The organism is Roseibium sp. MB-4, from assembly GCF_053005265.1.
The window spans coordinates 2222463-2241813 of sequence record NZ_JBRKQB010000001.1; the positions used below are offsets into that span (position 1 = coordinate 2222463).

The window sequence follows — 19351 nt, forward strand, 5'->3', positions numbered from 1 at the left end:
GCTGACGTTATGATCAGGCAACGAGTGGCCAACGGGCCGTTGAGCGACAATACGTCTCCGACACCCGCCGAACAATCAACAGAGGCATCAGGCCACATGCTGCAAAACGCGTCGTATCCCAAGATCGGCCTGGCCCTTGGCGGCGGCGGAGCAAGGGGCCTTGCCCACATTCCCGTTCTTGAAGCGTTTGACGATTTGGGGATCAGACCCCACAAAATCGCCGGAACATCTATCGGTGCGATCTTTGGGGCAGGCTATGCTGCCGGGCACAGCGGTGAGGACCTGCGCGCCATCGCTCTGGATTTGTTTGCCGACAGCAATAAAGTCCTATCGCGCTTTTGGAAACTTGGCCCCAAACGCATCCGGGACCTCTTCCGTGCCGGGCCGGTTCAATTCGACCCCGTCGGTGTGCTGGACGCCTTTGTCGCCGAGCATCTGCCACCCCGATTTGAAGACCTCGATGTCCCCTTGCGAATCCTGGCAACCGATTATTTCGGCTGCACTGAGGTCGATTTCGAAACCGGCCCGCTGCTACCCGCTATTGCAGCCTCTATTTCGATTCCAGCCGTTTTTCGTCCTGTCCGGCATCAGGGAAGATTTCTGATCGACGGAGGTGTTGTAAATCCGTTGCCCTTCGACGGCTTGCGGGAAGAGTGCGATTTTGTGGTCGCAGTTGACGTTGTCGGCGCCCCGGTTCCGCGTTCAAATCCGGCTGACATCAGCATGCTGGACTCGATTTTCGGATCTTCGCAAATCTTGATGCAGACAATCACAGCACAAAAACTCAAACTGGATCAACCGGATATCCTGATCCGCCCGCAGCATGACAATACCCGCGTCCTCGATTTTCTGAAAGCGGGTGCAATTCTGGAAAAGTCCGAAACCTTACGTGGTGTGACACGGGCCAAATTGACAGAACTGCTAAATACAACAAGCGATTCCATCAAATAATCTCAAATACTATTCAAGAAAGTTCCCTCGCTTAATTTACCGACTGTGGATACTTAAGACTCAATTAACTGAATTTCGCGATCCTTCTCTATGAACCGAGGAGTAGAGCAATACCGATGGCAAAGGGATCCGCAGATTTAGAGACTTGCCCCGTCACGGATGACATCCTGAAGAAACTTCTGGATTCTGCCCTGAACGCGACGGCTGAGATCACTGGCCAATGGCCAGCAGCGCAACGCGCTGCAATGGCAGTTTACTGCTACCGGCGCGCCCATTTGCGCAGTCTGGGCCTTCAACTTGCCGCCCAATGCGAACAATCCGACCTCGTCCGAGAAGCCGGAACAGCCGGCGAAATGATCTATCTGCAATCCAAAACTGCCGGTGCGGCCACTGACGACCTGAAGACCCGCCCCCGCGGCACAAGACCGCCGGTCAGCCTTCACATCGTTTGATTGAGTTTCCGGGGCGGGTCCTTCCTCCCACCTGCCCCCACCTGGCAACCGTCCAACAGGCCGGTTGCCTTTTCTTTGGGCAAATGATTGTCCAACCGATCAAATTCCTCGCGATCACCCATAATTCCTTGCCGGTCTTGCCTGAAAGCCTAGTATTATTTGGGTGACACTCGCGAGTGGGGATCGTTCAGCATGTGGCAGTCCATCCATTGCATCCGACCGGCTACCTGGTCTCGTCGACGCTTTGAAAGCAATGCGGCGTTCCTTCTCACCTTCTTTTCGGCAATTCTTCTCTTTGCTGGCCCTGCTCTGGCGATCTGCCAGGTCGTCGCTGATGCCCCGTACAAGCCGTTGCGACCGGGCGAAGTCCGGGTGTGGAACGCCAATCTGGAGCCAGATCAAGTCAGCATTCGCTACATCGGGCATTCTACCTTCGAGCTGGAAACCCCTCAGGGGATCCGCATCGCAACCGATTACAATGACATCTACCGTCCGTTTCTTCCGCCGACGATCGCCACGATGAACGGGGCCCACAGCACCCACTACTCGCTAAATCCGGACCCGAACATCGAACATCTTCTGTATGGCTGGAACCGGAACGGCGGGCCGATGGATCATGATATCTTTGTTGGCGATGTTCGCGTTCGAAACATTCAGACCAACATTCGTGGCTGGGATGGGGAGAGCCGCCGGCTCGGCAACTCAATCTTTATCTTTGAAGCCGCGGATTTGTGCCTCGCCCACTTGGGGCATTTGCATCACCGGCTGACGGAAAACGATTTGCTGCGCCTTGGGCAGATTGATGTCGTTTTCGCCGCCATTGACAACTCTTCGACCCTCAGGCTCGACAGCCTTATGGATGTGCTGGCTACCATCAGTCCGTCGATGATCATTCCGATGCATTTTCATTTCGCTGGGGCCCTTCCGGCGTTCATGGGCAGGGCAACGGAACAGGGCTACCGGATCGTCCGTGCGGAGACTTCAAGTGTGACCGTGAGCCGTAGCACCCTGCCAGCGGAAAAAACGGTCTACATCATGATGCCCGGCGGAGCATAGATCAGAACGCGATTACTCCTGATCAAACCGCAAAAACAGAACCTGACTGTCACCGGCCTTGCGCCGGTCTAGTTCCGTGAACCCCTCCGGGACATCAACGTCCGCGGAGCCTCGCTCTTCCAGAATGCAGATCGCGCCTGGCTTCAGCCATCCACCTGTCGCAGCAGAAACGAGTGCCCGCTCTCCCAGCCCCTTGTCATAAGGCGGGTCAGCGAAAACCAAATCGAAGGGTTCAATCGTTCCCGGTTCGCCGAGCTTGGTCGCATCCCGCCGGAATATCTTGGCAGCGCCATTGAGCCCGAGGCTTTCCATGTTCCGGCGGATGACACCACGCGGTTCAGCGGCTTCTTCGATAAAGGTGCAGTGCCGCGCACCACGGCTGATGGCCTCAAAACCGAGCGCTCCTGTGCCGGCAAAAAGGTCGAGGACCCGGCATCCATCAATCTCGAACTCAAGCCCATGCGCAAGGATATTGAAGACAGTTTCGCGTAACCGGTCGCTGGTCGGCCGCGTGGCATTTGACTTGGGCGCTGCCAATGCAGCGCCCTTGAAACGTCCGGCAACTATTCTCACGAACGGTCTCCGCGGCGCGGCGGACGGCCACCGCGATCCGGACGGCCGCCACGGTCTGGACGGCCACTGCGGCCTGACCGGTCGCCCCGATCCGGGCGGTCACCACGGCCTGCGCGATCCCGCCCTTCTGACCGTCCACCTTGATCTGAGCGATTGCCGCGCTCTGGCCGGTCGCCGCGGAACGGACGGTCTTCGCGAGGTCCGCCCTTCCGATCACCTTTGTCGCGGTTTGTGCGACGCTCCTGCTGTTTGTCCTCAACGAGGCCTTCATCTCCCCAAATCCGGCGTTGCGGCAAGGTCGGACGCTCTTCGTTGTAATCCTTGCGAAACCGCGGTTCGGACGTCATGCGGAACTTTGACCGCGGTGAGACTTTCTCCCGGCGTGGCCCTTCGTTTCTCCGCTTGCCCTGTTTTGGGCCACCGTCGTCGCTCCGCGAGGCTTTCTTTCGATCTGTCGCCGACTTGCCCTCACGCGCGGTCAGCCATTTGCCCTGACCTTTTTCCGAGGAGCCATCCCGGCCACCGCCACGCGGACCGGACCGTTTCTTGTCCTCTTCCTGCTTCGGCATATGGAAGATCGGTGCATCGAAGTCGGCGCCTGCCTCTTCCGCCAAGGCATCTCCCAGCTGGTCGCGAAGAACACGGCCGCGAATTTCCCGTACATCGCCTTCGGCGAGATCCATGAGCTGGAATGGACCATAGGATAGGCGGATCAGCCGGTTGACCGACATCCCCAGATGTTCAAGGACACGTTTGACTTCGCGGTTCTTGCCCTCTCGCAGACCAACCGTCATCCAGACATTGCCGCCCTGTTCCTTGTCCAGTGTCGCCTCGATCGCGCCATAGAGCACGCCGTCAATCGCCACACCGTCATTCAAGGTATCAAGTTCGGCCTGTGTAATCTTGCCAAAGGCGCGCACGCGGTAGCGGCGCAGCCAACCGGTTGCAGGCAATTCCAGGACCCGGGCAAGACCACCATCATTGGTTAGCAGCAACAAGCCTTCGGTATTGATGTCGAGACGCCCAACGGTCAAGACCCGCGGAAGATCATCCGGCAGGCGGTCGAACACGGTCGGCCGGCCTTCCGGGTCTTTGTTAGTCGTCACCAGGCCGCGCGGCTTGTGGTAGAGCCACAGCCGTGTCCGTTCGCGCATCGGCAGAGGTTCGCCGTCCACCAGAACCTTGTCCTTGCCGGTGACAGTGACTGCTGGCGTGGTCAATACCTTTCCATTGACCTCGACCCGGCCGTTCATGACCCAGGTCTCAGCCTCCCGGCGGGAGCACAAGCCGGCACGGGCCATGACCTTGGCGATACGTTCGCCGCTGTCTGTGTCAGGAATGGTCACGCGCGGTGCGTCACCCGCCTCGCCGGCTTTGGGAGCGGATTTGCGCGGCGCCGGCTTGCGCGGACCGCGGTTGTCTGCTGCGCGTTTGGGTCGGTTCCGGCCGTTGTCCGGGCCAGACCGTTTAGGAGGGAATTTCTTTGTCGTCATAGGCGCGTCATAGCAGAGCAGAACGCGTTCGGGAATCGCTTGTTTTCACCATTTCAAAGTAATCGTACCCGAAGACGGTATCCGGAACCCAAATTCTCGTACTTTTGCAGCTGACGGATGCCCCGTACCGCCTTAAAACGGCGGATATGGAAAAGACGGCATGACCTCTCAAGACAACAACTTTGCCGAAAAGACCTTCATGGATATCGCCCTGGAGGAAGCTGCGGCGGCTGCGGAACGCGGTGAAGTCCCCGTGGGTGCCGTTCTGGTGCGCAACGGGGAGATCTTGGCCCGGGACGGCAACCGGACCCTGGAACTGAGCGACCCGACCGCACATGCCGAAGTCCTGGTTATCCGCGCGGCCTGTGCCGCGCTACATTCCCAGCGGCTTCCGGAGTGCGATCTCTATGTGACGCTGGAACCATGCGCCATGTGCGCCGGCGCCATTTCCTTTGCCCGGATCCGCCGGCTTTATTATGGTGCCAGAGACGAAAAGGGCGGCGCTGTCGACCACGGAACCCGCTTTTTCTGCCAGCCTATTTGCCACCATGCCCCTGAGACATATGCCGGTATAGGAGAACGCCAATCGGCAGCTCTCTTAAAAGGATTTTTCCAAGGCCGGCGCTGACCACACTCTGTTGCGTAATTGCAACGAAGCACAGGTGAATTCACGAACACCCTGACTACGCTGAAAACTGTCATGCAAGACACGCTATGGTAACGGCTCGCGAACCATTAAACTATCGAGACATCGCGTCATGATCAGATCTGCCATCCTTGGAGCGAGCATGGTGATGCTCGCCGGTCCCGCATTTGCCGCCGACCTTCCCGTTGCACCAGAACCGATAGACTACCTGCGGATTTGTGATGCCTACGGCAACCGGTTCTTTTACCTGCCGGGCACGGAAACCTGCATGCGTGTTGGAGGCCGCGTTCGTATTGAAGCCCGGCTGAACAATTATGGCAGTGGACCGAACAATTGGTCAGACAAGGCGGCAACAGGAACAACGTTCCGGGCCCGCGGCTACAGCTATCTGGATTCGCGCACTTCGACCAAGTACGGGCTGTTGCGGACCTATAACGCCGTCTTCGTGACAAACGACAACGACAGCAGCTCTAACTCCTTGGAGCTGGAGTACAGCTTCATCCAGTTCGGCGGGTTCACCTTTGGCCGGGCTCAATCGTTCTGGGACTTCTGGACAGGTTATTCTTTCGGCGCCCGGGTCACCTCCTACTCCGATACCAAATCAAACGTTGCTGCCTATACCCGTGCATTCGGCAACGGGGTGTCCGCCAGCCTTTCAATTGAAAGTCCGGTTTCCCGCCGGGTGGAACTGGTTTCTCCGAACGCCAACGGGTATGGCGGCTTTAAGATCCCAGACGCTGTCGCCAACATCCGGATCGATCAGGCCTGGGGTTCCGCGCAAATAATGGGCGCATTACACCAAGTCTATTTCGTCGACACGGCATCAGAATCTGCTCTGGGCTGGGCTGTCGGAGCCGGCGCGGAGATCAAGGTTCCTTTCCTTGGTGACCGGGACAAAGTTGTTCTCCAAGTGGGCTATTCTGACGGCGCAAGCCGTTTCCCACTCGACAGTTGGAATGGCCGGATCACCGACGCCATCAATGTTGGCGGCTCCACCAAAACAACAAAAACATGGAACGTTGCCGGGGGCTGGCGTCACGCCGTAACCGACACGGTTACGGCCAATCTGGAAGGTGGTTACCACACCGTCGATGCCGCCTTGGACAGTTACGATTTCAATCAATGGACTGTGACCGGAAATCTCGTGTGGTCACCGGTTTCGAGTCTGGATATTGGCGCTGAAATGCAATACCGGAACGTCGATTTCGATAGAGCGTCCGGACTTTCCGATACGGATGAAATCTACACAACGCTTCGGGTTCAGAAGACGTTTTGAGCCGCGAGGAAGACTTCGGGCATTACCGCCGCGCAGTGCGTGATGCACACGGACATTCCTGAGCACTGTTCGGCTTGGGTTTTCGCCCAAACTCAACAGGTGCGCGTTTCAAGCTTCGAGGCGCAGTAAACGTCTTGGACCGCGTCCCAGAGACCGTTGCCCCAAAGACCGCTGTGGCTGACGCCTTCAACGATCTTGAGTGTCTTCGGCTCAGGCGCCAGCTCGTACAAGCGTTCTCCGTGCGCCACAGGGATCACCCGGTCATCCGTTCCATGCACGATGAGAACCGGGCTTTGAATGTTCTGAATCCGCTCCCGCGTCGGCATTGGATCCTTCATGAGCACTGACACGGGCAACCAGGGATATTGCTCGGACGCAATGTCGACCAGAGCTGTATAGGGCGCTTCCAGGACGAGCAACTCAGCGTCCGGGCGCTGTTCTGCGACGGCAGTGGCAACACCTGTACCCAAGCTCTCACCGTGCAGGATAACCGGTCGGCCAGCCGCCGAGGCCTTGTCAAAATGCTCCAGCGCATCTTGAATAAAGGCAGCCTCGGACGGGGCGCCTTCGCTTCCCGGATAGCCGCGATAACTCGGCGCATAGAGCCCAAAACCACTGTCCAAAACCTGCGCAAAGCGTTTGTGGCGCGTCGACAAATTGCTGGAGTTGCCGTGGAAATAAAGAACGATTGGCGTATTTTCACGCCCCTCAGACGTCCAAACGGTCACGTTGGTGCCGTCTTGCATTGAGACCGTTTCGACGGTGACGTTCTCCAGCCCTTTTACTTCCGGGGATTCAAGTTCACCGGTTGGCACAAAAACGAAATTCCGCTGATTGAGGTACATGTAGCCGGCCACAATGCCATAGGCGATCGCGCCAGCGACCAGGCCTTTTCTGACAGTCCTGCCAACCTTCCGCGCGGTTCCCGTGCCGTCCGGTGCAGGCGGTGTGCTGTTGTTGCTGTCTTCTGCGGTCATTCCGGTCTCCAAACGGCTGCCGATCTCGCCGTATGGGACGGATTTCCCACTGGCTGTTACTTGCGGCCGAAAAGCTTTTCGATATCGCTGAGTTTCAGTTCAACCCAGGTCGGGCGCCCATGGTTGCACTGCCCAGAAAGTGGTGTTGCTTCCATGTCGCGCAAGAGGGCGTCCATTTCTTCCGGCCGCATGCGGCGTCCGGCTCGAACCGATCCATGGCAGGCCATCGTGGCGGCAACGTGGTCAAGTTTCTCCCGAAGACTGTCGGCGGTCTCCCATTCGGCGAGTTCATCGGCGAGCGTGCGCACCATGCCCTGAATGTCCATGTCGCCAAGGATTGCCGGTGTTTCGCGAACCGCGATGGCACCCGGCCCAAACGCCTCAAGCGACAGACCAACCTTTTCCAGATCCTCTGCGCGTTCCGCCAGCCGGGCGGCATCTTCTTCCGGCAAGTCGACAACCTCCGGGATTAAAAGGATCTGCCGGGCAACATCCTTTTTGGCCAAGGCCACTTTCAGGCGCTCATAAACAAGCCGTTCGTGCGCAGCATGCTGATCGACGATAACAACGCCATCTTCTGTTTGCGCGATGATGTAGGTTTCATGGACCTGTGCCCGCGCGGCGCCAAGTGGCAGCTCGGTTTTCTCCGAGGCCAGCGGAACATCATGTGCCCTTGCATCGGCTGACGGTGTGGCCAGAGCAGAAAAGCCATTCTGGACCTCTGAAACCCGATCTTCAGCAAATCCCGGCACAGGATTTGGTGCCGTCTCCAATGGCCGAAAAGCCTCCGGCGCCCAGCGCTCCGCCGTTGCCGTTGCTCCGAACCCGTGCGCATTTGCCGGTCCGCTCGCTGCAGAACCGTAAGCGTGAGAAGTGGCACCGGATGGCCCTCCCGGCTGTGGAGATTGTTTTCGAAGCGCGTCCAAGGCGACGGCTGCGTTGGACGTCGACGACCGGTGCCCCGCTTGGACCAGAGCATGCTTGATCGCCCCGACAAGCAGGCCGCGGACCAACTGCGCATCGCGAAAGCGCACATCGAATTTGGCCGGATGGACGTTCACGTCCACCAGAGCCGGATCCAGATCAATGAAGAGCACCACCACCGGATGACGATCGCGCGCAAGAACGTCTGCATAAGCCCCGCGCAAACCGGACAAAAGAAGCTTGTCCTTCACTGGTCGGCCATTGACGAAAAAGAATTGATGCTGGGCATTGCCCCTGTGATGGGTGGGCAAACCAGCATACCCGGTGAGCCGGACCCCTTCACGCGCCGCATCGATTTCCATGGCGTTGTCGACGAAATCGGGCCCCAAAATCTGAGCGATCCGGGCCAGATGCGGCTCGTCTCCGCGCGCTGCCGGCCAGGATTGCGGCTGGCGGTCGGCACCGGACAGTGAAAACCCGATATGCGGATAGGCAAGCGCAATCCGCTTGACGATCTCGGTGATGGCGGCGGCTTCGGCGCGGTCGGACTTCAAGAATTTCAGACGGGCTGGTGTCGCGAAGAACAGATCACGGACTTCAACCTGGGTGCCCTTTGAGCGGGCGGCAGGCACAATCGGCTGTTCCTTGCCGCCTTCCACGGCGATCGCCCAGGCGTGTTCTTCTTCGCCGTGGCGGGTCTGAATGACGAGACGGGCCACGGAGCCAATCGACGGCAACGCCTCCCCGCGAAACCCGAGCGTGCGGATATCAAACAGGTCATCATCGGAAATCTTGGAGGTGCAGTGACGGCGGATGGCCAGTTTGAGATCGTCCTGACGCATGCCGGCCCCGTCATCGGCGACCCGCATCAGCGTTTTGCCGCCCGCAGCGGTGATGATGTCAACTTGCGACGCCCCGGCATCAACGGCGTTTTCAACCAGCTCCTTGATCACGCTGGCAGGCCGTTCAATGACCTCGCCGGCGGCAATCTGGTTGATCACCTGTTCGCCAAGTTGCCTGACCTGCATGAATTGCCCTTTGATTGGTTCCGTTTGACGCGCGCTTCGGATATGGTCCGCGCCGGATTTACTTCGATTCCGCGCAATCCTATCAGATAATTTCTCATCCGAGTGAGCCGCCATGACCGTTTCTGCACCGCTTCTTGTTGACGGGCTCCATGCCCTTGCCCCGCAATACAAGGGCATCTTGTGCGATGTCTGGGGCGTGCTGCACAACGGCGTGTCCGCGTTTGAAGAGGCACATATCGCATTGCGGCGCTTCCGGGAAGAAACCGGCGGCCATGTGGTTTTGATCACCAATGCCCCGCGGCCGGCAAAATATGTCGCCGAAATGCTGACGAACATGGGCGTGCCGGAAGAGGCTTACGACAGCATCGTCAGCTCAGGCGATGTCACCCGCGAAGTCCTGGAAGCTCAAGGTTCCAAGACGCTGCTGCACATCGGACCGGACCGCGACCAGCCGCTCTATCACAATCTGAAAGCGACCTTCACCAGCGTTGACGAGGAGGCAGACGCGATCAGCTGTACGGGGTTCCGGGATGATGAGACGGAAACACCTGACGATTACCGGGAGCGCCTGGAGAAACTGGCGGCGCGCAACCTTTTGATGATCTGCGCCAACCCAGACATCGTTGTGGAACGGGGCGACCGCCTGGTCTGGTGCGCCGGGGCTCTTGCGCGGCTTTACGAAGATCTCGGCGGCGAAGTTGCCATTCTCGGCAAACCGCACGCGCCGATCTATGAGGCGGGTCTGCGGCGTTTGGCCGAGCACGCCGGGACAACAATCGCAAAGGAAGATGTTCTGGCAATTGGTGATGGCCTGCCGACCGACATCCGCGGCGCCGTGTCCCAGGACATCGACGTTCTGTTCATAACCGCCGGCATCCACGCCTCGGACTTCGGACCGAGCGAAGCCCCGGAAGAGCACCTGATCCGCAAGCGTCTGATCGAAGAAGGCCTGCGCGCCCGCGCCGCCATCCCGCGGCTGTCCTGGTGAGGGGCTGAACTGGGCGAAATTCAGGCTCGTGTTGCGGTATGAATGACCGGCCCGCGGGAATTGCGCGGTAGCGGAATTACGCTTGAACGGGAACTCATTCATATTTGCCTTAGCTATACGTCTCAATATTCGAGCGAACACTCGACACGTCAAAGCGGGAAACCGGAACTGTCCTGCGAAGGTGGTCAGCGAAAGCCGTAACACGTCGCGGCTGTGCTCTTCCTGGCGGGAACATCATTTGGAGCGGGTTCGGCGGCGGCAAATGCTCAGAAAGCAAAGATACCAAGGCTCCGGATCGAATGTCTTCGGCGACATCCAACTCGGACTTTAAAACAATGCCGTGTCCTGCCAAGGCCCAGGACCGGATGAGCCAGCCATCGTTCACCACCCGGCTCCCACGAACTGTTACCCGTTTCTTTTTTGATTTTTTGCCGAATTCCCAAACATTGTCCAAGGTCTCTCCAAAGCGCATCACAAGACAATTATGGTTCATCAGATCTTCAGGGGTTTTCGGGGTGCCATGCCTCTTCAGATATTCCGGTGCAGCACAGATAAGGCGTTGAAAAGTCCCGAGGCTCCGCACCCTTAGGGTGGAATCTGTCACGTTTCCAAAACGAACTGCCATGTCAAATCCTTGACCGACCAGGTCAACGTATCCGTCCGACAAGGATAGTTCGATAGAAACTTCAGGGTTTTCTTCGGTGAATGCCGATATCGCCCACGAGACGATGCTGCGGCCCAAATCGACAGGCGCTGAGATCCGGATTAACCCGGAGAGGGTCTCGACCCCATGACGAATGCGTGTGTCCAGATCCGCAACTTCACTCAGAACCGCCCGTGCACCGGTAACAAGCGTACGGCCCTCCTCCGTTAAGCTGATGGACCGTGTTGTGCGATTGAACAACACCACGCCGTAATGAGCTTCGAGTGCAGCCAGGCGTTCGGAGACAGTGGTCGTCGATATTCCGGTTTCGCGGGCCGCTGCCGCGAGACTGCCCCTCTCCGCGATGATCATGAACAATCGAAGATTATCGAGAAGCATTAGCCGATATTTCCGGATTATGTTTTCGGAGAACTCCTGTTTATCCCGGATAAGCGGCCTCGTAAATTGCGGTTTGAGAAATAAAACAAAGGATATTTCCAATGACTAAGCTGACAATTGTCGCCAACATCAAAGCCTACCCGGACAAGATCGGCCTGGTGAAGGCTGAGCTTCTCAAGCTCATCGACGTCACCCGCGCCGAACAAGGGTGCATCAACTACGACTTACACCAGGACAACGATAATCCAGCGCACTTCATGTTTTATGAGAACTGGGAAAGCCGTGAGTTGTGGCAGACCCACATGGGTGCGCCACACCTGGCAGCATACATGGAGGCCACGGATGGTGCTGTTGAAGAATTCACGCTGAACGAGATGACCATCATAGGCTAAGCGCCAGATCAAAGGAGCACGCCATGAAAGCAGTTGGATATCTTGAAACTGGGCCGATTGACCGGCCCGACGCATTGATTGACTTCAAAACTGAAACGCCAACAGCGTCGGAACATGACCTCTTGGTGAAGGTCGATGCGATCTCCGTTAATCCAGTCGATACTAAAATCCGCCAGCGGCGTGCACCCACGAACGGGAAACCCGATATCTTGGGCTGGGATGCCGCCGGTGAAGTTGTTGGTTTAGGTGACGCTGTCACAAATTTCTCGATAGGTGATCGTGTCTTCTATGCGGGTGCGGTGAACCGGCCGGGCACAAACTCCGAGTTCCACCTGGTGGACGCAAGGATCGTTGGCAAAGCGCCAAGCTCAATACCTACCGATGCAGCCGCCGCCATGCCGCTGACGAGCCTTACCGCCTACGAAATGCTGTTCGACAGATTGCAGATAAACGAAGCGATCCCCGGCGGCAACAACACGCTTTTGGTCATCGGCGGAGCGGGTGGTGTGGGGTCCATTACCATCCAGCTGGCCCGTGCTCTTTCAGATATGACAATCATCGCGACAGCTTCGAGACCAGAAACGAAAGCATGGGTAGAAGAGTTGGGGGCGCATCACGTTATCAGTCACGCCGAGGCCCTCGGGCCGCAGATCGATGCTCTGCGCGTCGGTAGCATCGATTTCGTGTACTCGACGACCCATTCCCATCTTTATTCCGCAGAAGTTTCTGAGATCATGACACCGCAGGGCCGGTACGGGCTGATTGACGATCCCGACACCTTCGACATTATGCCCTTCAAGTCCAAAGCGATCTCGGTCCATTGGGAGTTCATGTTTACACGCCCGATGTTCGGAACAGCTGACATGCAACGCCAGGGAGACATATTGAATGAAGTTGCGTCCTTGATTGATGCAGGAGCAATCAAATCGACGGTCGCCGAGAGCTTTGGCAAGATCAGCGCGGCAAACCTTATGAAGGCCCACGCTTTGCTTGAAAGTGGAAAGTCTAAGGGCAAGATCGTGCTGGAAGGAATCTGAGAGGCCTTACCGGCATTTCGCTCGACACTCTCATCCAAGCAGCGGACTCGTTTTTGCCCTGGCAAGTTCCTGATGGAACAACAAAAAGGCCGCCCAAGGGAGCGGCCTTTTTCAATTCTGTGTCCGGCGATGATCAGTCGAACAGCTTGTCGATGTCTGCCTGGCTGTCGCCCAAGAGCGCGTCGATGTCATTTTGGGAAACGCCTTCGCCGGAGTGCTGCGGTCCGTGAAGGATCAGCTCCCGCTTGCGGCGCTCTTCATCGGTTTCCTCGATCTCGGTTTCAAAACTCGCCGGGATGCGCAGCTGTTCAATGAAGGAGGTCACCCGCTCATCAATGAAGCGCAGGGTTTCAACCACCTTTGAGATCCGCTGACCGGTGATGTCCTGGAAGGTACAGGCCTCGAAGATGCCGATCATCTTGTTGCTGACAAGATCCTGATAGGCCTCGGAATCACTCGGATCCGCGGCCATGATTTCTTCGGCGGCTTCCATGATGGTGTTGGTCGCGTTCTCGGTCGCTTCGACGATGGCGTCGAGTTCGCGGCCGGCATCCGGGATCTTGTTGCCGGTCATATCATTTGCACGAAGCGCGGAAATCTCCTGCTTCATACGCGTGATTTCTTTGGCAATCGCCGTCAGCTCTTCCGTAACAGCCGGCTGAACTGTCGACAAAAAGTCGTGCATGGACCCCGACATGACTTCGGCAAGATGCATGACATCGTTTAGGGAAACTTCCCCATCCCGGGTCTTGTTTTGTTCCAGGAAATCGATGATTTGCGCGACATTTTCTTGTTTTATTTTGGCCATGAGATCCAGCCTTTCAATGGTGTCCATTGCTTAACCGCCGCCTCCAAACAGCAGATGCCGAGCTCTTGAAAACCGGCAATAAAACATTTTTGGCGCAATTGTCCGGCTGCAGCCTGCCTGCCCAGCCCGGCTGCTTAACTTGAAAAAGAATGCCGGCAACGGCGGAGAAGGAGACGCACACCGGTCCCCGCCAAGCCAAAGTGTTTTAGTCGGAGAAGACAGCCTCAATTTTCCCTTTCAATGTCTGCGCATTGAACGGCTTCACGATGTAGTTGTTTACACCGGCTTTTTTTGCTGCAATCACGTTTTCGGTCTTGGATTCAGCTGTCACCATGATGAACGGTGTTTTGCTGAGGGAACCATCGGCGCGAACCTGCTTCAGCAGTTCGTAACCGGTCATCGGCTCCATGTTCCAGTCCGAGATCACAAGACCATAGCGGCGCTGCTTCATTTTTTCCAAGGCTTCGGTGCCGTCCGCAGCGTCGTCAATGTCTTCGAAACCGAGCTGTTTCAGAAGGTTGCGAATGATGCGAATCATCGTCTTGTAGTCATCGACCACGAGGACCGGCATCTGAAGATCAAGGGCCATTGTCTACTCCATACTGTCAAGGTGCGCGGCCCCTGGCCGTGGGCCGTTGGAAACGCGTTATGACTTCGAAGGAGAGCGACACATTCATTTGTGTCCTCACCTCCCCACACTCAACGCAAACTAACGGCAGCAACTGAAAAGACCGTTAATAACAGACACTTTTTTTCTTCACCGAAAGCCTAATTGTCAGAATTCCCGGGCGCGCTTAGCGTCCAACGCACAAAAAAACGGGAAATACAGGGCCGAAAACATCATGCTGGAATTGCAAAAACTCTGTTTCGAAGATCTCACCGTCGGCATGACGGAAGAACTCGTAAAACATGTCAGTTCCTCCGACGTGGTGGGCTTTGCCGAAGTGTCGGGCGACAGAAACCCGATCCACCTATCTGAGCACTTCGCAGCCAGAACGCCGTTCAAAACGCGGATCGCGCACGGCCTTTATACCGCAAGCCTGATTTCCGCTGTTCTTGGCACCCGCCTGCCCGGGCCTGGTGCGATCTACTTGTCGCAGACCTTGAATTTCAAGGCACCGGTAAAGATCGGCGATGATGTCACCGTGACCGTGCGCGTCGAAGAACTTATGGAGCGCGGCAACAGGGCCCGGCTGTCCTGCATTTGTAGTGTTGAAGACACCGTGGTGCTTGAAGGCGAAGCTTTGGTCAAGGTTCCGAGCAAGACCGAAGACCGCTCCCGGCTTTGATCTGATCAAACCCGGTTCAATTTCATCATGTGAGCAGCTTGACCTTTTTTGGTGTTGGCGGCACGTTCCACGCGGCTTTAAACGGGCGGGTTTTCTTCGTCCGCTCCGGATAGTCAAAACGAACGCCACCTTGCGCATAGGTCAGCTGCATGAACCGCACCCCATCCTCTGAGTTTCGAATCGCCGAATCGCTGGAGAGTTTTCCTTCCAGTCTCAAAGGCGGTGTGGTTGCGATTGGCAATTTTGACGGCGTACACCGTGGCCACCGGGCTGTTCTTGACGCTGCCCTCGGACTTGGCCGCGGAACGCATCACCCGGTCTTCGCAATGAGTTTCGAACCGCATCCGCGCACCGTGTTCAATCCGGCAAAGCCCGTGTTCCGGCTGACCCCACCGCCGCTCAAGACCGAAATGTTGCGCGTCTGCGGGCTAGACGGTGCTTTGATCCTCCCTTTCACCAAAGACTTTGCAGCCGTTGAAGCCAACGCGTTCGTTCAAGATATTCTGATCGACACGCTCGGCATTTCCCACGCCGTTACCGGCTATGACTTCCACTTCGGCCGCGCCCGCCAAGGCACACCGGATTACTTGCGCGCTGCCGGAGCCCAGCACGGCTTTGGCGTGACAATCGTCCAGCGCGAAGAAGACGAGAATGCTGACGTGATTTCGTCCTCGCGCATCCGGGAGAACCTTGCGACCGGCGACATGGCCGAAGCGAATGCCCTCCTTGGTTACCGGTGGTTTTTCGAATCGCAAGTCCAGCATGGCGACAAACGGGGCCGGGATCTCGGCTACCCGACCGCAAATCTTCGGATGCCCGAGGACTGTCCGCTGCTGCAAGGCATCTATGCGGTCAAGGTTAAGGTCGGAGACGATTGGTATGGCGGCGTCGCCAGCTACGGAAGACGGCCGACGTTTGACAACGGGGCTGCGCTGTTTGAAGTCTACCTGTTCGACTTCAAAGGTGACCTTTACGGCAAGACCTTGCGGGTGCACGTGGTCTCTTATCTTCGAGGAGAAGCGAAGTTCGACAGCGCCGACGCGTTAATAGCCCAGATGGACCGGGACAGTGAAGAAGCGCGCGCGGCCCTGGCGTCACTGCAGCCTTTGTCCGAAATCGATCTGAAACTCCTGGACTTCGCATCGTGAGACAACGGTCGCCTGCGATCGACGTCAGCGAAAATCCGTTGCAGGCAATCCTTTTGATGTCCAGCGCGATGCTGATCGTGCCTGTGATGGACATCATCGCAAAATACCTTTCGTCCTCCATCCATCCGCTAGAAGTCACCTTTGGCCGGTTTGTCTTTCAGTTTCTGGTCAGCTTGGTGTTCGCGCTGATCTTGTTGCGCTTGCCACGCCCTGGCGGACAGCAACCCTTCGTGAATTTTCTGCGTGGGATTTTGCTGGCCTCCGCGTCGTTATGTTTCTTCATCGCTGTGAAATACATGTCGGTCGCCACAGCCATCTCGATCTTTTTCGTCGAGCCGATGATCCTGACGATCCTTGCAGCCCTTATCTTGAAAGAACCTGTTGGCCCCCGGCGGATCGGTGCGATTGCCGTCGGTCTTGCGGGCGCGCTCATTATATTGCGTCCGAACCTTGCTGAGATCGGCCTCGTGAGCCTGTTGCCGGTCGCAACCGCCGTGCTGTTTTCGTTTTATCTGCTGCTCAACCGGCTCTATCCCGTTCGCGATGATTTGCTGACGATCCAACTGAGTGCAGGGCTGGCGGGAAGCCTCTATCTGGGTGTCATACTCATCGTGGCCACCACATTTGACGTGGGCGATGTCGTCTTCGTGTGGCCGAATGCTTGGCAAGCAGGGCTGTTGGCTTTGATTGGCCTTATCTCCTTCTGCGCCCATGGACTGGTGGTGGCCGCGTTCCAACGTGGCAACGCAAGCCTGCTCGCACCTCTGCAGTACCTGGAAATCGTAAGCGCGACCTTGTTCGGGTTTCTGGTATTTGCCGATTTCCCGGATTTGCTCACATGGATCGGCATCGGCCTTATTGTTGGCAGCGGTCTTTACATCACGCACCGGGAGCGGGTGAGGAAACAGGCGGCCGGATAGAACCCACAACGTTTGTCCGTCTATGTTCCCATTGCTTGTAGTAGCGATGCGTCAGGAACATGGTCAATAAAACCGGAGCGCTGCCCAGCGGGATCCCCGTGTAATCCGCAATAACGCGGGACATGCGTGAGCGTTGTTGGAGATGGAAATCGGGCTTACTGATGACTTGCCGTATGAAATCGACAGCATAACGGTTCGCGGCCGCGGTCAGGCAGCTCGGGCATAGGGAGACGCATAAGGCGGTTCTTGGTCGATCACACGATTTACAGCGAAAATTCACGCCAGCGCAGCCGGCCGAGGACGCGCGCTCAGCTTTTCCTGACAAGAGGCGATATCTCAAGCTACTGTGCCGTTTCCGCCATTCTGGTAGTGTCTTGCCGCAAGCTCCGATCGTCCCCGGCTGATAAGGGATACTCTGGTGATGCCGTACGCCACAACCCACTGTTGCCAGGCGTCAGTTTTGTCATTCTACCAAGATCCTACCGAGGGAGCAGATACCTCACGGCTTCCAAGTATACAGGAAGAGCAACCCGATCGAACGTATGCGCAACAGGTTAAAACAGTTTCGAAGGGTTTCTTTACGATACCATGAAACCATAAGACCCTTTACTGGCTGCCTCAATCACCCAGCCGCACGCATGTGGTTACGGAACTCTGTCAACATTAGCCAGAGTGCGCCATCAATTGCATCTGACGCCCTCGATTTCTTCCTTTTCAGTTTTAGGTGCCATTCTTCACTTAAAGTATTTCATATGAATTATAGGCCTTGAAGCTGTGTTGCAGTTCTATTTGCAGTTACTTGGCTTGTGCCTTCGCCAAAGACTGCCAGCCTCAATCCTACTATCAAGACCAGCAGACCTGCGAGGGGCCCTAACTGGATCAAAAAAGTCTGCGCGATACCGAAACTAAATCCTGTAATAAGCAAAGCAGTAGCGCACAGCGTAGTTGTCCACGGTGGCAATTTTTGATTTTCGCGCCCCCTCACTAAAAAAGCGATTGCGAGCGAGAGCAGCGTTAAATCGTAGACAAAAATGAACGGTGAAATCAAAGTGGAAGCTGATAGCAAGACTATCGCTTTTGCTTCAAAGTTTATCGACTTCCGCCAAATCCAAACAGTGATAAAAATAAGAAATAGGCCGAACATAAACTGTAGCATCGAGGCTACGGCAACGCTCCCTCCAATGCCGACAATGAATCCGAAAACAGAAGCCAAATGATACACAGGGAGAAAGCCATCAGTCATGGCCAGTTGCGCCGCCGGAATTTGTTGCAAGAAAGCTAACCAAGTATCTGAACCGAAGACAATCCAACTTGCCCCTGCAAACAGCAAAGTGGTTACAACTGCCGATAAAAAAGTAATCCAGTAACCTCCTGCCAAAAGAGCAAATGGTATCAAAACTCCTAGCTGGGGCTTAATCGTCAAAAGCCCAATAAACACTCCGGCCAGCACCAGACGTTGGTTCTTAAGACACAACAGGCCCGCTCCAAAGAGAACCGCAGTCAACAACCCATTCTGGCCGTTCATCATTGACATATACGCTGCCGGTGAACCGAAAACCAAGAATACGGCAAGCCAATGCCGCGCGATTTTTTTCATCACTACCGATAGCGCAACAGCGTTAAACCCCTGAAAAACAATGTATGCCGTGGTTGAACTGAAAAAGCCGAGTGGTGTGATCATCATTAAATACATTGGCGGATAAAAAAATGCGAAGAAGACGCCTGGGTCGTTGTAAAGCTCTTGAACACCTATGAACGCATTAATGTCATATGGGACTTCTGGCATCCCCATCAGAACCTGTCTGGCAGCCATCCAGAAGCTCAAAAAATCGTTGACTAAAACAATTGTTCCATCTGGCATCGTCTTAGCGAAATCGACTTGCCACAGGACGTTAAAAACAAAAAAAGAAATTGAAGAAACCGCGCCTATCAACAGTAGTCGGTCTGCTTTTGCCCAAGTCCCGTCCGCCAAACTCAACATCAAATTAACCTACTGGAAGATTTTGCAATTTTTGTCCTAAACTTGACCCATAAATATTTAGTTGATCACGTTCGACTTTCTCCATTTCTGATTGGATAACTAGTCTCTGGAAGGCGTATTGATTGGAAAACGAGAACGACCCAGCTGCCAAATTAGGCTGTCCGGTGGGCAGATACGGTTCAATTGCCCCTCTTTATTCCTTGTCGAACTGCTGCTATGTCCCATGCCATGCAAAAACAGGTTGTCTTCCGCCCCTGGATGAAGGTGGCGTACATCAAGCGAATTACCGGCCCGGCCCTCGGCTGACGCAATTGCGGCGCCAGGGACCGGGATAAGCCTCGTTCGACTGCCGTCATCGCGCCGGCAGACA

General features: G+C 56.2%; 20 protein-coding genes. 11 read left to right on the forward strand and 9 right to left on the reverse strand.

Annotation, left to right across the window (positions count from 1 at the left end; all coding sequences use genetic code 11):
• Positions 1-24: 24 nt before the first annotated feature.
• From ACVDG4_RS10300 to ACVDG4_RS10310, 3 genes are all read left to right on the forward strand, one after another.
• A complete protein-coding gene (locus tag ACVDG4_RS10300) occupies positions 25-951 on the forward strand; it encodes a patatin-like phospholipase family protein (protein WP_447234977.1) in 927 nt (308 codons plus the stop codon).
• 116 nt (positions 952-1067) lie between these two features.
• Positions 1068-1403: a hypothetical protein gene (locus tag ACVDG4_RS10305; protein WP_447234978.1), complete on the forward strand. Its 336-nt coding sequence runs from the start codon at positions 1068-1070 to the stop codon at positions 1401-1403.
• 192 nt (positions 1404-1595) lie between these two features.
• A complete protein-coding gene (locus ACVDG4_RS10310; protein WP_447234979.1) occupies positions 1596-2459 on the forward strand; it encodes an MBL fold metallo-hydrolase in 864 nt (287 codons plus the stop codon).
• Between the two features lie 12 nt (positions 2460-2471).
• Here ACVDG4_RS10310 and rsmD read toward each other — a convergent pair whose 3' ends face one another.
• Both rsmD and ACVDG4_RS10320 read right to left on the reverse strand, forming a co-directional pair.
• Positions 2472-3032 carry a 16S rRNA (guanine(966)-N(2))-methyltransferase RsmD gene (rsmD, locus tag ACVDG4_RS10315; RefSeq protein WP_447234980.1) on the reverse strand — a complete coding sequence of 187 codons (561 nt, stop codon included), beginning with the start codon at positions 3030-3032 and terminating at the stop codon, positions 2472-2474.
• A complete protein-coding gene (locus tag ACVDG4_RS10320) occupies positions 3029-4525 on the reverse strand; it encodes a pseudouridine synthase (protein ID WP_447234981.1) in 1497 nt (498 codons plus the stop codon). Before ACVDG4_RS10320 ends, rsmD begins: the two co-directional genes overlap by 4 nt.
• Before the next feature lie 160 nt (positions 4526-4685).
• Here ACVDG4_RS10320 and ACVDG4_RS10325 point away from each other — a divergent pair, with 160 nt between their 5' ends.
• The gene (locus tag ACVDG4_RS10325; RefSeq protein WP_447234982.1) at positions 4686-5153 is read left to right on the forward strand and encodes a nucleoside deaminase; all 468 of its coding nucleotides are present in this window, start codon (positions 4686-4688) and stop codon (positions 5151-5153) included.
• 130 nt (positions 5154-5283) lie between these two features.
• The gene (locus ACVDG4_RS10330) at positions 5284-6447 is read left to right on the forward strand and encodes a porin (protein WP_447234983.1); all 1164 of its coding nucleotides are present in this window, start codon (positions 5284-5286) and stop codon (positions 6445-6447) included.
• 92 nt (positions 6448-6539) lie between these two features.
• On the opposite strand, the gene ACVDG4_RS10335 is transcribed toward ACVDG4_RS10330, so the two are convergent.
• Both ACVDG4_RS10335 and mutL read right to left on the reverse strand, forming a co-directional pair.
• The gene (locus ACVDG4_RS10335) at positions 6540-7424 is read right to left on the reverse strand and encodes an alpha/beta hydrolase (protein WP_447234984.1); all 885 of its coding nucleotides are present in this window, start codon (positions 7422-7424) and stop codon (positions 6540-6542) included.
• A gap of 56 nt (positions 7425-7480) precedes the next feature.
• Entirely contained in the window at positions 7481-9376 is a 1896-nt protein-coding gene (gene mutL, locus ACVDG4_RS10340; protein ID WP_447234985.1) for a DNA mismatch repair endonuclease MutL, read from the reverse strand.
• A gap of 112 nt (positions 9377-9488) precedes the next feature.
• Between mutL and ACVDG4_RS10345 the strand changes: the two genes are divergently transcribed.
• A complete protein-coding gene (locus ACVDG4_RS10345; RefSeq protein ID WP_447234986.1) occupies positions 9489-10364 on the forward strand; it encodes a TIGR01459 family HAD-type hydrolase in 876 nt (291 codons plus the stop codon).
• Positions 10365-10473: 109 nt separating this feature from the next.
• On the opposite strand, the gene ACVDG4_RS10350 is transcribed toward ACVDG4_RS10345, so the two are convergent.
• Positions 10474-11406 (reverse strand): LysR family transcriptional regulator, encoded by a 933-nt coding sequence (locus ACVDG4_RS10350; protein WP_447234987.1) that lies wholly within the window; start codon positions 11404-11406, stop codon positions 10474-10476.
• A 101-nt stretch (positions 11407-11507) separates the two neighbouring features.
• On the opposite strand from ACVDG4_RS10350, the gene ACVDG4_RS10355 reads away from it, so the two are divergent.
• Positions 11508-11798, forward strand: coding sequence for a putative quinol monooxygenase (locus tag ACVDG4_RS10355; RefSeq protein ID WP_447234988.1), 291 nt, complete (start codon positions 11508-11510; stop codon positions 11796-11798).
• Between the two features lie 23 nt (positions 11799-11821).
• Complete coding sequence (locus ACVDG4_RS10360) at positions 11822-12835, forward strand: zinc-binding alcohol dehydrogenase family protein (RefSeq protein ID WP_447234989.1); 1014 nt, start codon at positions 11822-11824, stop codon at positions 12833-12835.
• Positions 12836-12968: 133 nt separating this feature from the next.
• Here the strand turns inward: ACVDG4_RS10360 and ACVDG4_RS10365 are convergent, their stop codons facing one another.
• Both ACVDG4_RS10365 and ACVDG4_RS10370 read right to left on the reverse strand, forming a co-directional pair.
• Positions 12969-13670, reverse strand: a complete 702-nt coding sequence (locus ACVDG4_RS10365; protein WP_306149878.1) for a protein phosphatase CheZ — start codon at positions 13668-13670, stop codon at positions 12969-12971.
• A 178-nt stretch (positions 13671-13848) separates the two neighbouring features.
• On the reverse strand, positions 13849-14232 hold the full coding sequence (locus tag ACVDG4_RS10370; RefSeq protein WP_006935666.1) for a response regulator: 384 nt from the start codon (positions 14230-14232) through the stop codon (positions 13849-13851).
• A gap of 253 nt (positions 14233-14485) precedes the next feature.
• On the opposite strand from ACVDG4_RS10370, the gene ACVDG4_RS10375 reads away from it, so the two are divergent.
• Complete coding sequence (locus ACVDG4_RS10375) at positions 14486-14932, forward strand: MaoC family dehydratase (RefSeq protein WP_286182821.1); 447 nt, start codon at positions 14486-14488, stop codon at positions 14930-14932.
• A 25-nt stretch (positions 14933-14957) separates the two neighbouring features.
• Here the strand turns inward: ACVDG4_RS10375 and ACVDG4_RS10380 are convergent, their stop codons facing one another.
• Positions 14958-15083, reverse strand: coding sequence for a hypothetical protein (locus ACVDG4_RS10380; protein WP_409689159.1), 126 nt, complete (start codon positions 15081-15083; stop codon positions 14958-14960).
• Here ACVDG4_RS10380 and ACVDG4_RS10385 point away from each other — a divergent pair.
• Both ACVDG4_RS10385 and ACVDG4_RS10390 read left to right on the forward strand, forming a co-directional pair.
• On the forward strand, positions 15082-16080 hold the full coding sequence (locus ACVDG4_RS10385) for a bifunctional riboflavin kinase/FAD synthetase (RefSeq protein ID WP_409689157.1): 999 nt from the start codon (positions 15082-15084) through the stop codon (positions 16078-16080). The genes ACVDG4_RS10380 and ACVDG4_RS10385 overlap by 2 nt on opposite strands.
• Positions 16077-17000, forward strand: coding sequence for a DMT family transporter (locus tag ACVDG4_RS10390; protein WP_209179359.1), 924 nt, complete (start codon positions 16077-16079; stop codon positions 16998-17000). Before ACVDG4_RS10385 ends, ACVDG4_RS10390 begins: the two co-directional genes overlap by 4 nt.
• A gap of 757 nt (positions 17001-17757) precedes the next feature.
• Here ACVDG4_RS10390 and ACVDG4_RS10395 read toward each other — a convergent pair.
• On the reverse strand, positions 17758-18981 hold the full coding sequence (locus ACVDG4_RS10395; protein WP_447234990.1) for a glycosyltransferase family 87 protein: 1224 nt from the start codon (positions 18979-18981) through the stop codon (positions 17758-17760).
• Positions 18982-19351: the final 370 nt, after the last annotated feature.

Excerpts from the sequence above, each read along its gene's own strand:
- ACVDG4_RS10360 (WP_447234989.1), top strand. The coding sequence starts at position 11,822 with ATGAAAGCAGTTGGATATCTTGAAACTGGGCCGATTGACCGGCCCGAC.
- ACVDG4_RS10305 (WP_447234978.1), top strand. The coding sequence starts at position 1,068 with ATGGCAAAGGGATCCGCAGATTTAGAGACTTGCCCCGTCACGGATGAC.
- ACVDG4_RS10330 (WP_447234983.1), top strand. The coding sequence starts at position 5,284 with ATGATCAGATCTGCCATCCTTGGAGCGAGCATGGTGATGCTCGCCGGT.
- ACVDG4_RS10385 (WP_409689157.1), top strand. The coding sequence starts at position 15,082 with ATGAACCGCACCCCATCCTCTGAGTTTCGAATCGCCGAATCGCTGGAG.
- ACVDG4_RS10345 (WP_447234986.1), top strand. The coding sequence starts at position 9,489 with ATGACCGTTTCTGCACCGCTTCTTGTTGACGGGCTCCATGCCCTTGCC.
- ACVDG4_RS10370 (WP_006935666.1), bottom strand. The coding sequence starts at position 14,232 with ATGGCCCTTGATCTTCAGATGCCGGTCCTCGTGGTCGATGACTACAAG.
- mutL (WP_447234985.1), bottom strand. The coding sequence starts at position 9,376 with ATGCAGGTCAGGCAACTTGGCGAACAGGTGATCAACCAGATTGCCGCC.
- ACVDG4_RS10335 (WP_447234984.1), bottom strand. The coding sequence starts at position 7,424 with ATGACCGCAGAAGACAGCAACAACAGCACACCGCCTGCACCGGACGGC.
- ACVDG4_RS10375 (WP_286182821.1), top strand. The coding sequence starts at position 14,486 with ATGCTGGAATTGCAAAAACTCTGTTTCGAAGATCTCACCGTCGGCATG.
- ACVDG4_RS10310 (WP_447234979.1), top strand. The coding sequence starts at position 1,596 with ATGTGGCAGTCCATCCATTGCATCCGACCGGCTACCTGGTCTCGTCGA.
- ACVDG4_RS10325 (WP_447234982.1), top strand. The coding sequence starts at position 4,686 with ATGACCTCTCAAGACAACAACTTTGCCGAAAAGACCTTCATGGATATC.
- ACVDG4_RS10395 (WP_447234990.1), bottom strand. The coding sequence starts at position 18,981 with ATGTTGAGTTTGGCGGACGGGACTTGGGCAAAAGCAGACCGACTACTG.
- ACVDG4_RS10350 (WP_447234987.1), bottom strand. The coding sequence starts at position 11,406 with ATGCTTCTCGATAATCTTCGATTGTTCATGATCATCGCGGAGAGGGGC.
- ACVDG4_RS10365 (WP_306149878.1), bottom strand. The coding sequence starts at position 13,670 with ATGGACACCATTGAAAGGCTGGATCTCATGGCCAAAATAAAACAAGAA.
- ACVDG4_RS10380 (WP_409689159.1), bottom strand. The coding sequence starts at position 15,083 with ATGCAGCTGACCTATGCGCAAGGTGGCGTTCGTTTTGACTATCCGGAG.
- ACVDG4_RS10320 (WP_447234981.1), bottom strand. The coding sequence starts at position 4,525 with ATGACGACAAAGAAATTCCCTCCTAAACGGTCTGGCCCGGACAACGGC.
- ACVDG4_RS10355 (WP_447234988.1), top strand. The coding sequence starts at position 11,508 with ATGACTAAGCTGACAATTGTCGCCAACATCAAAGCCTACCCGGACAAG.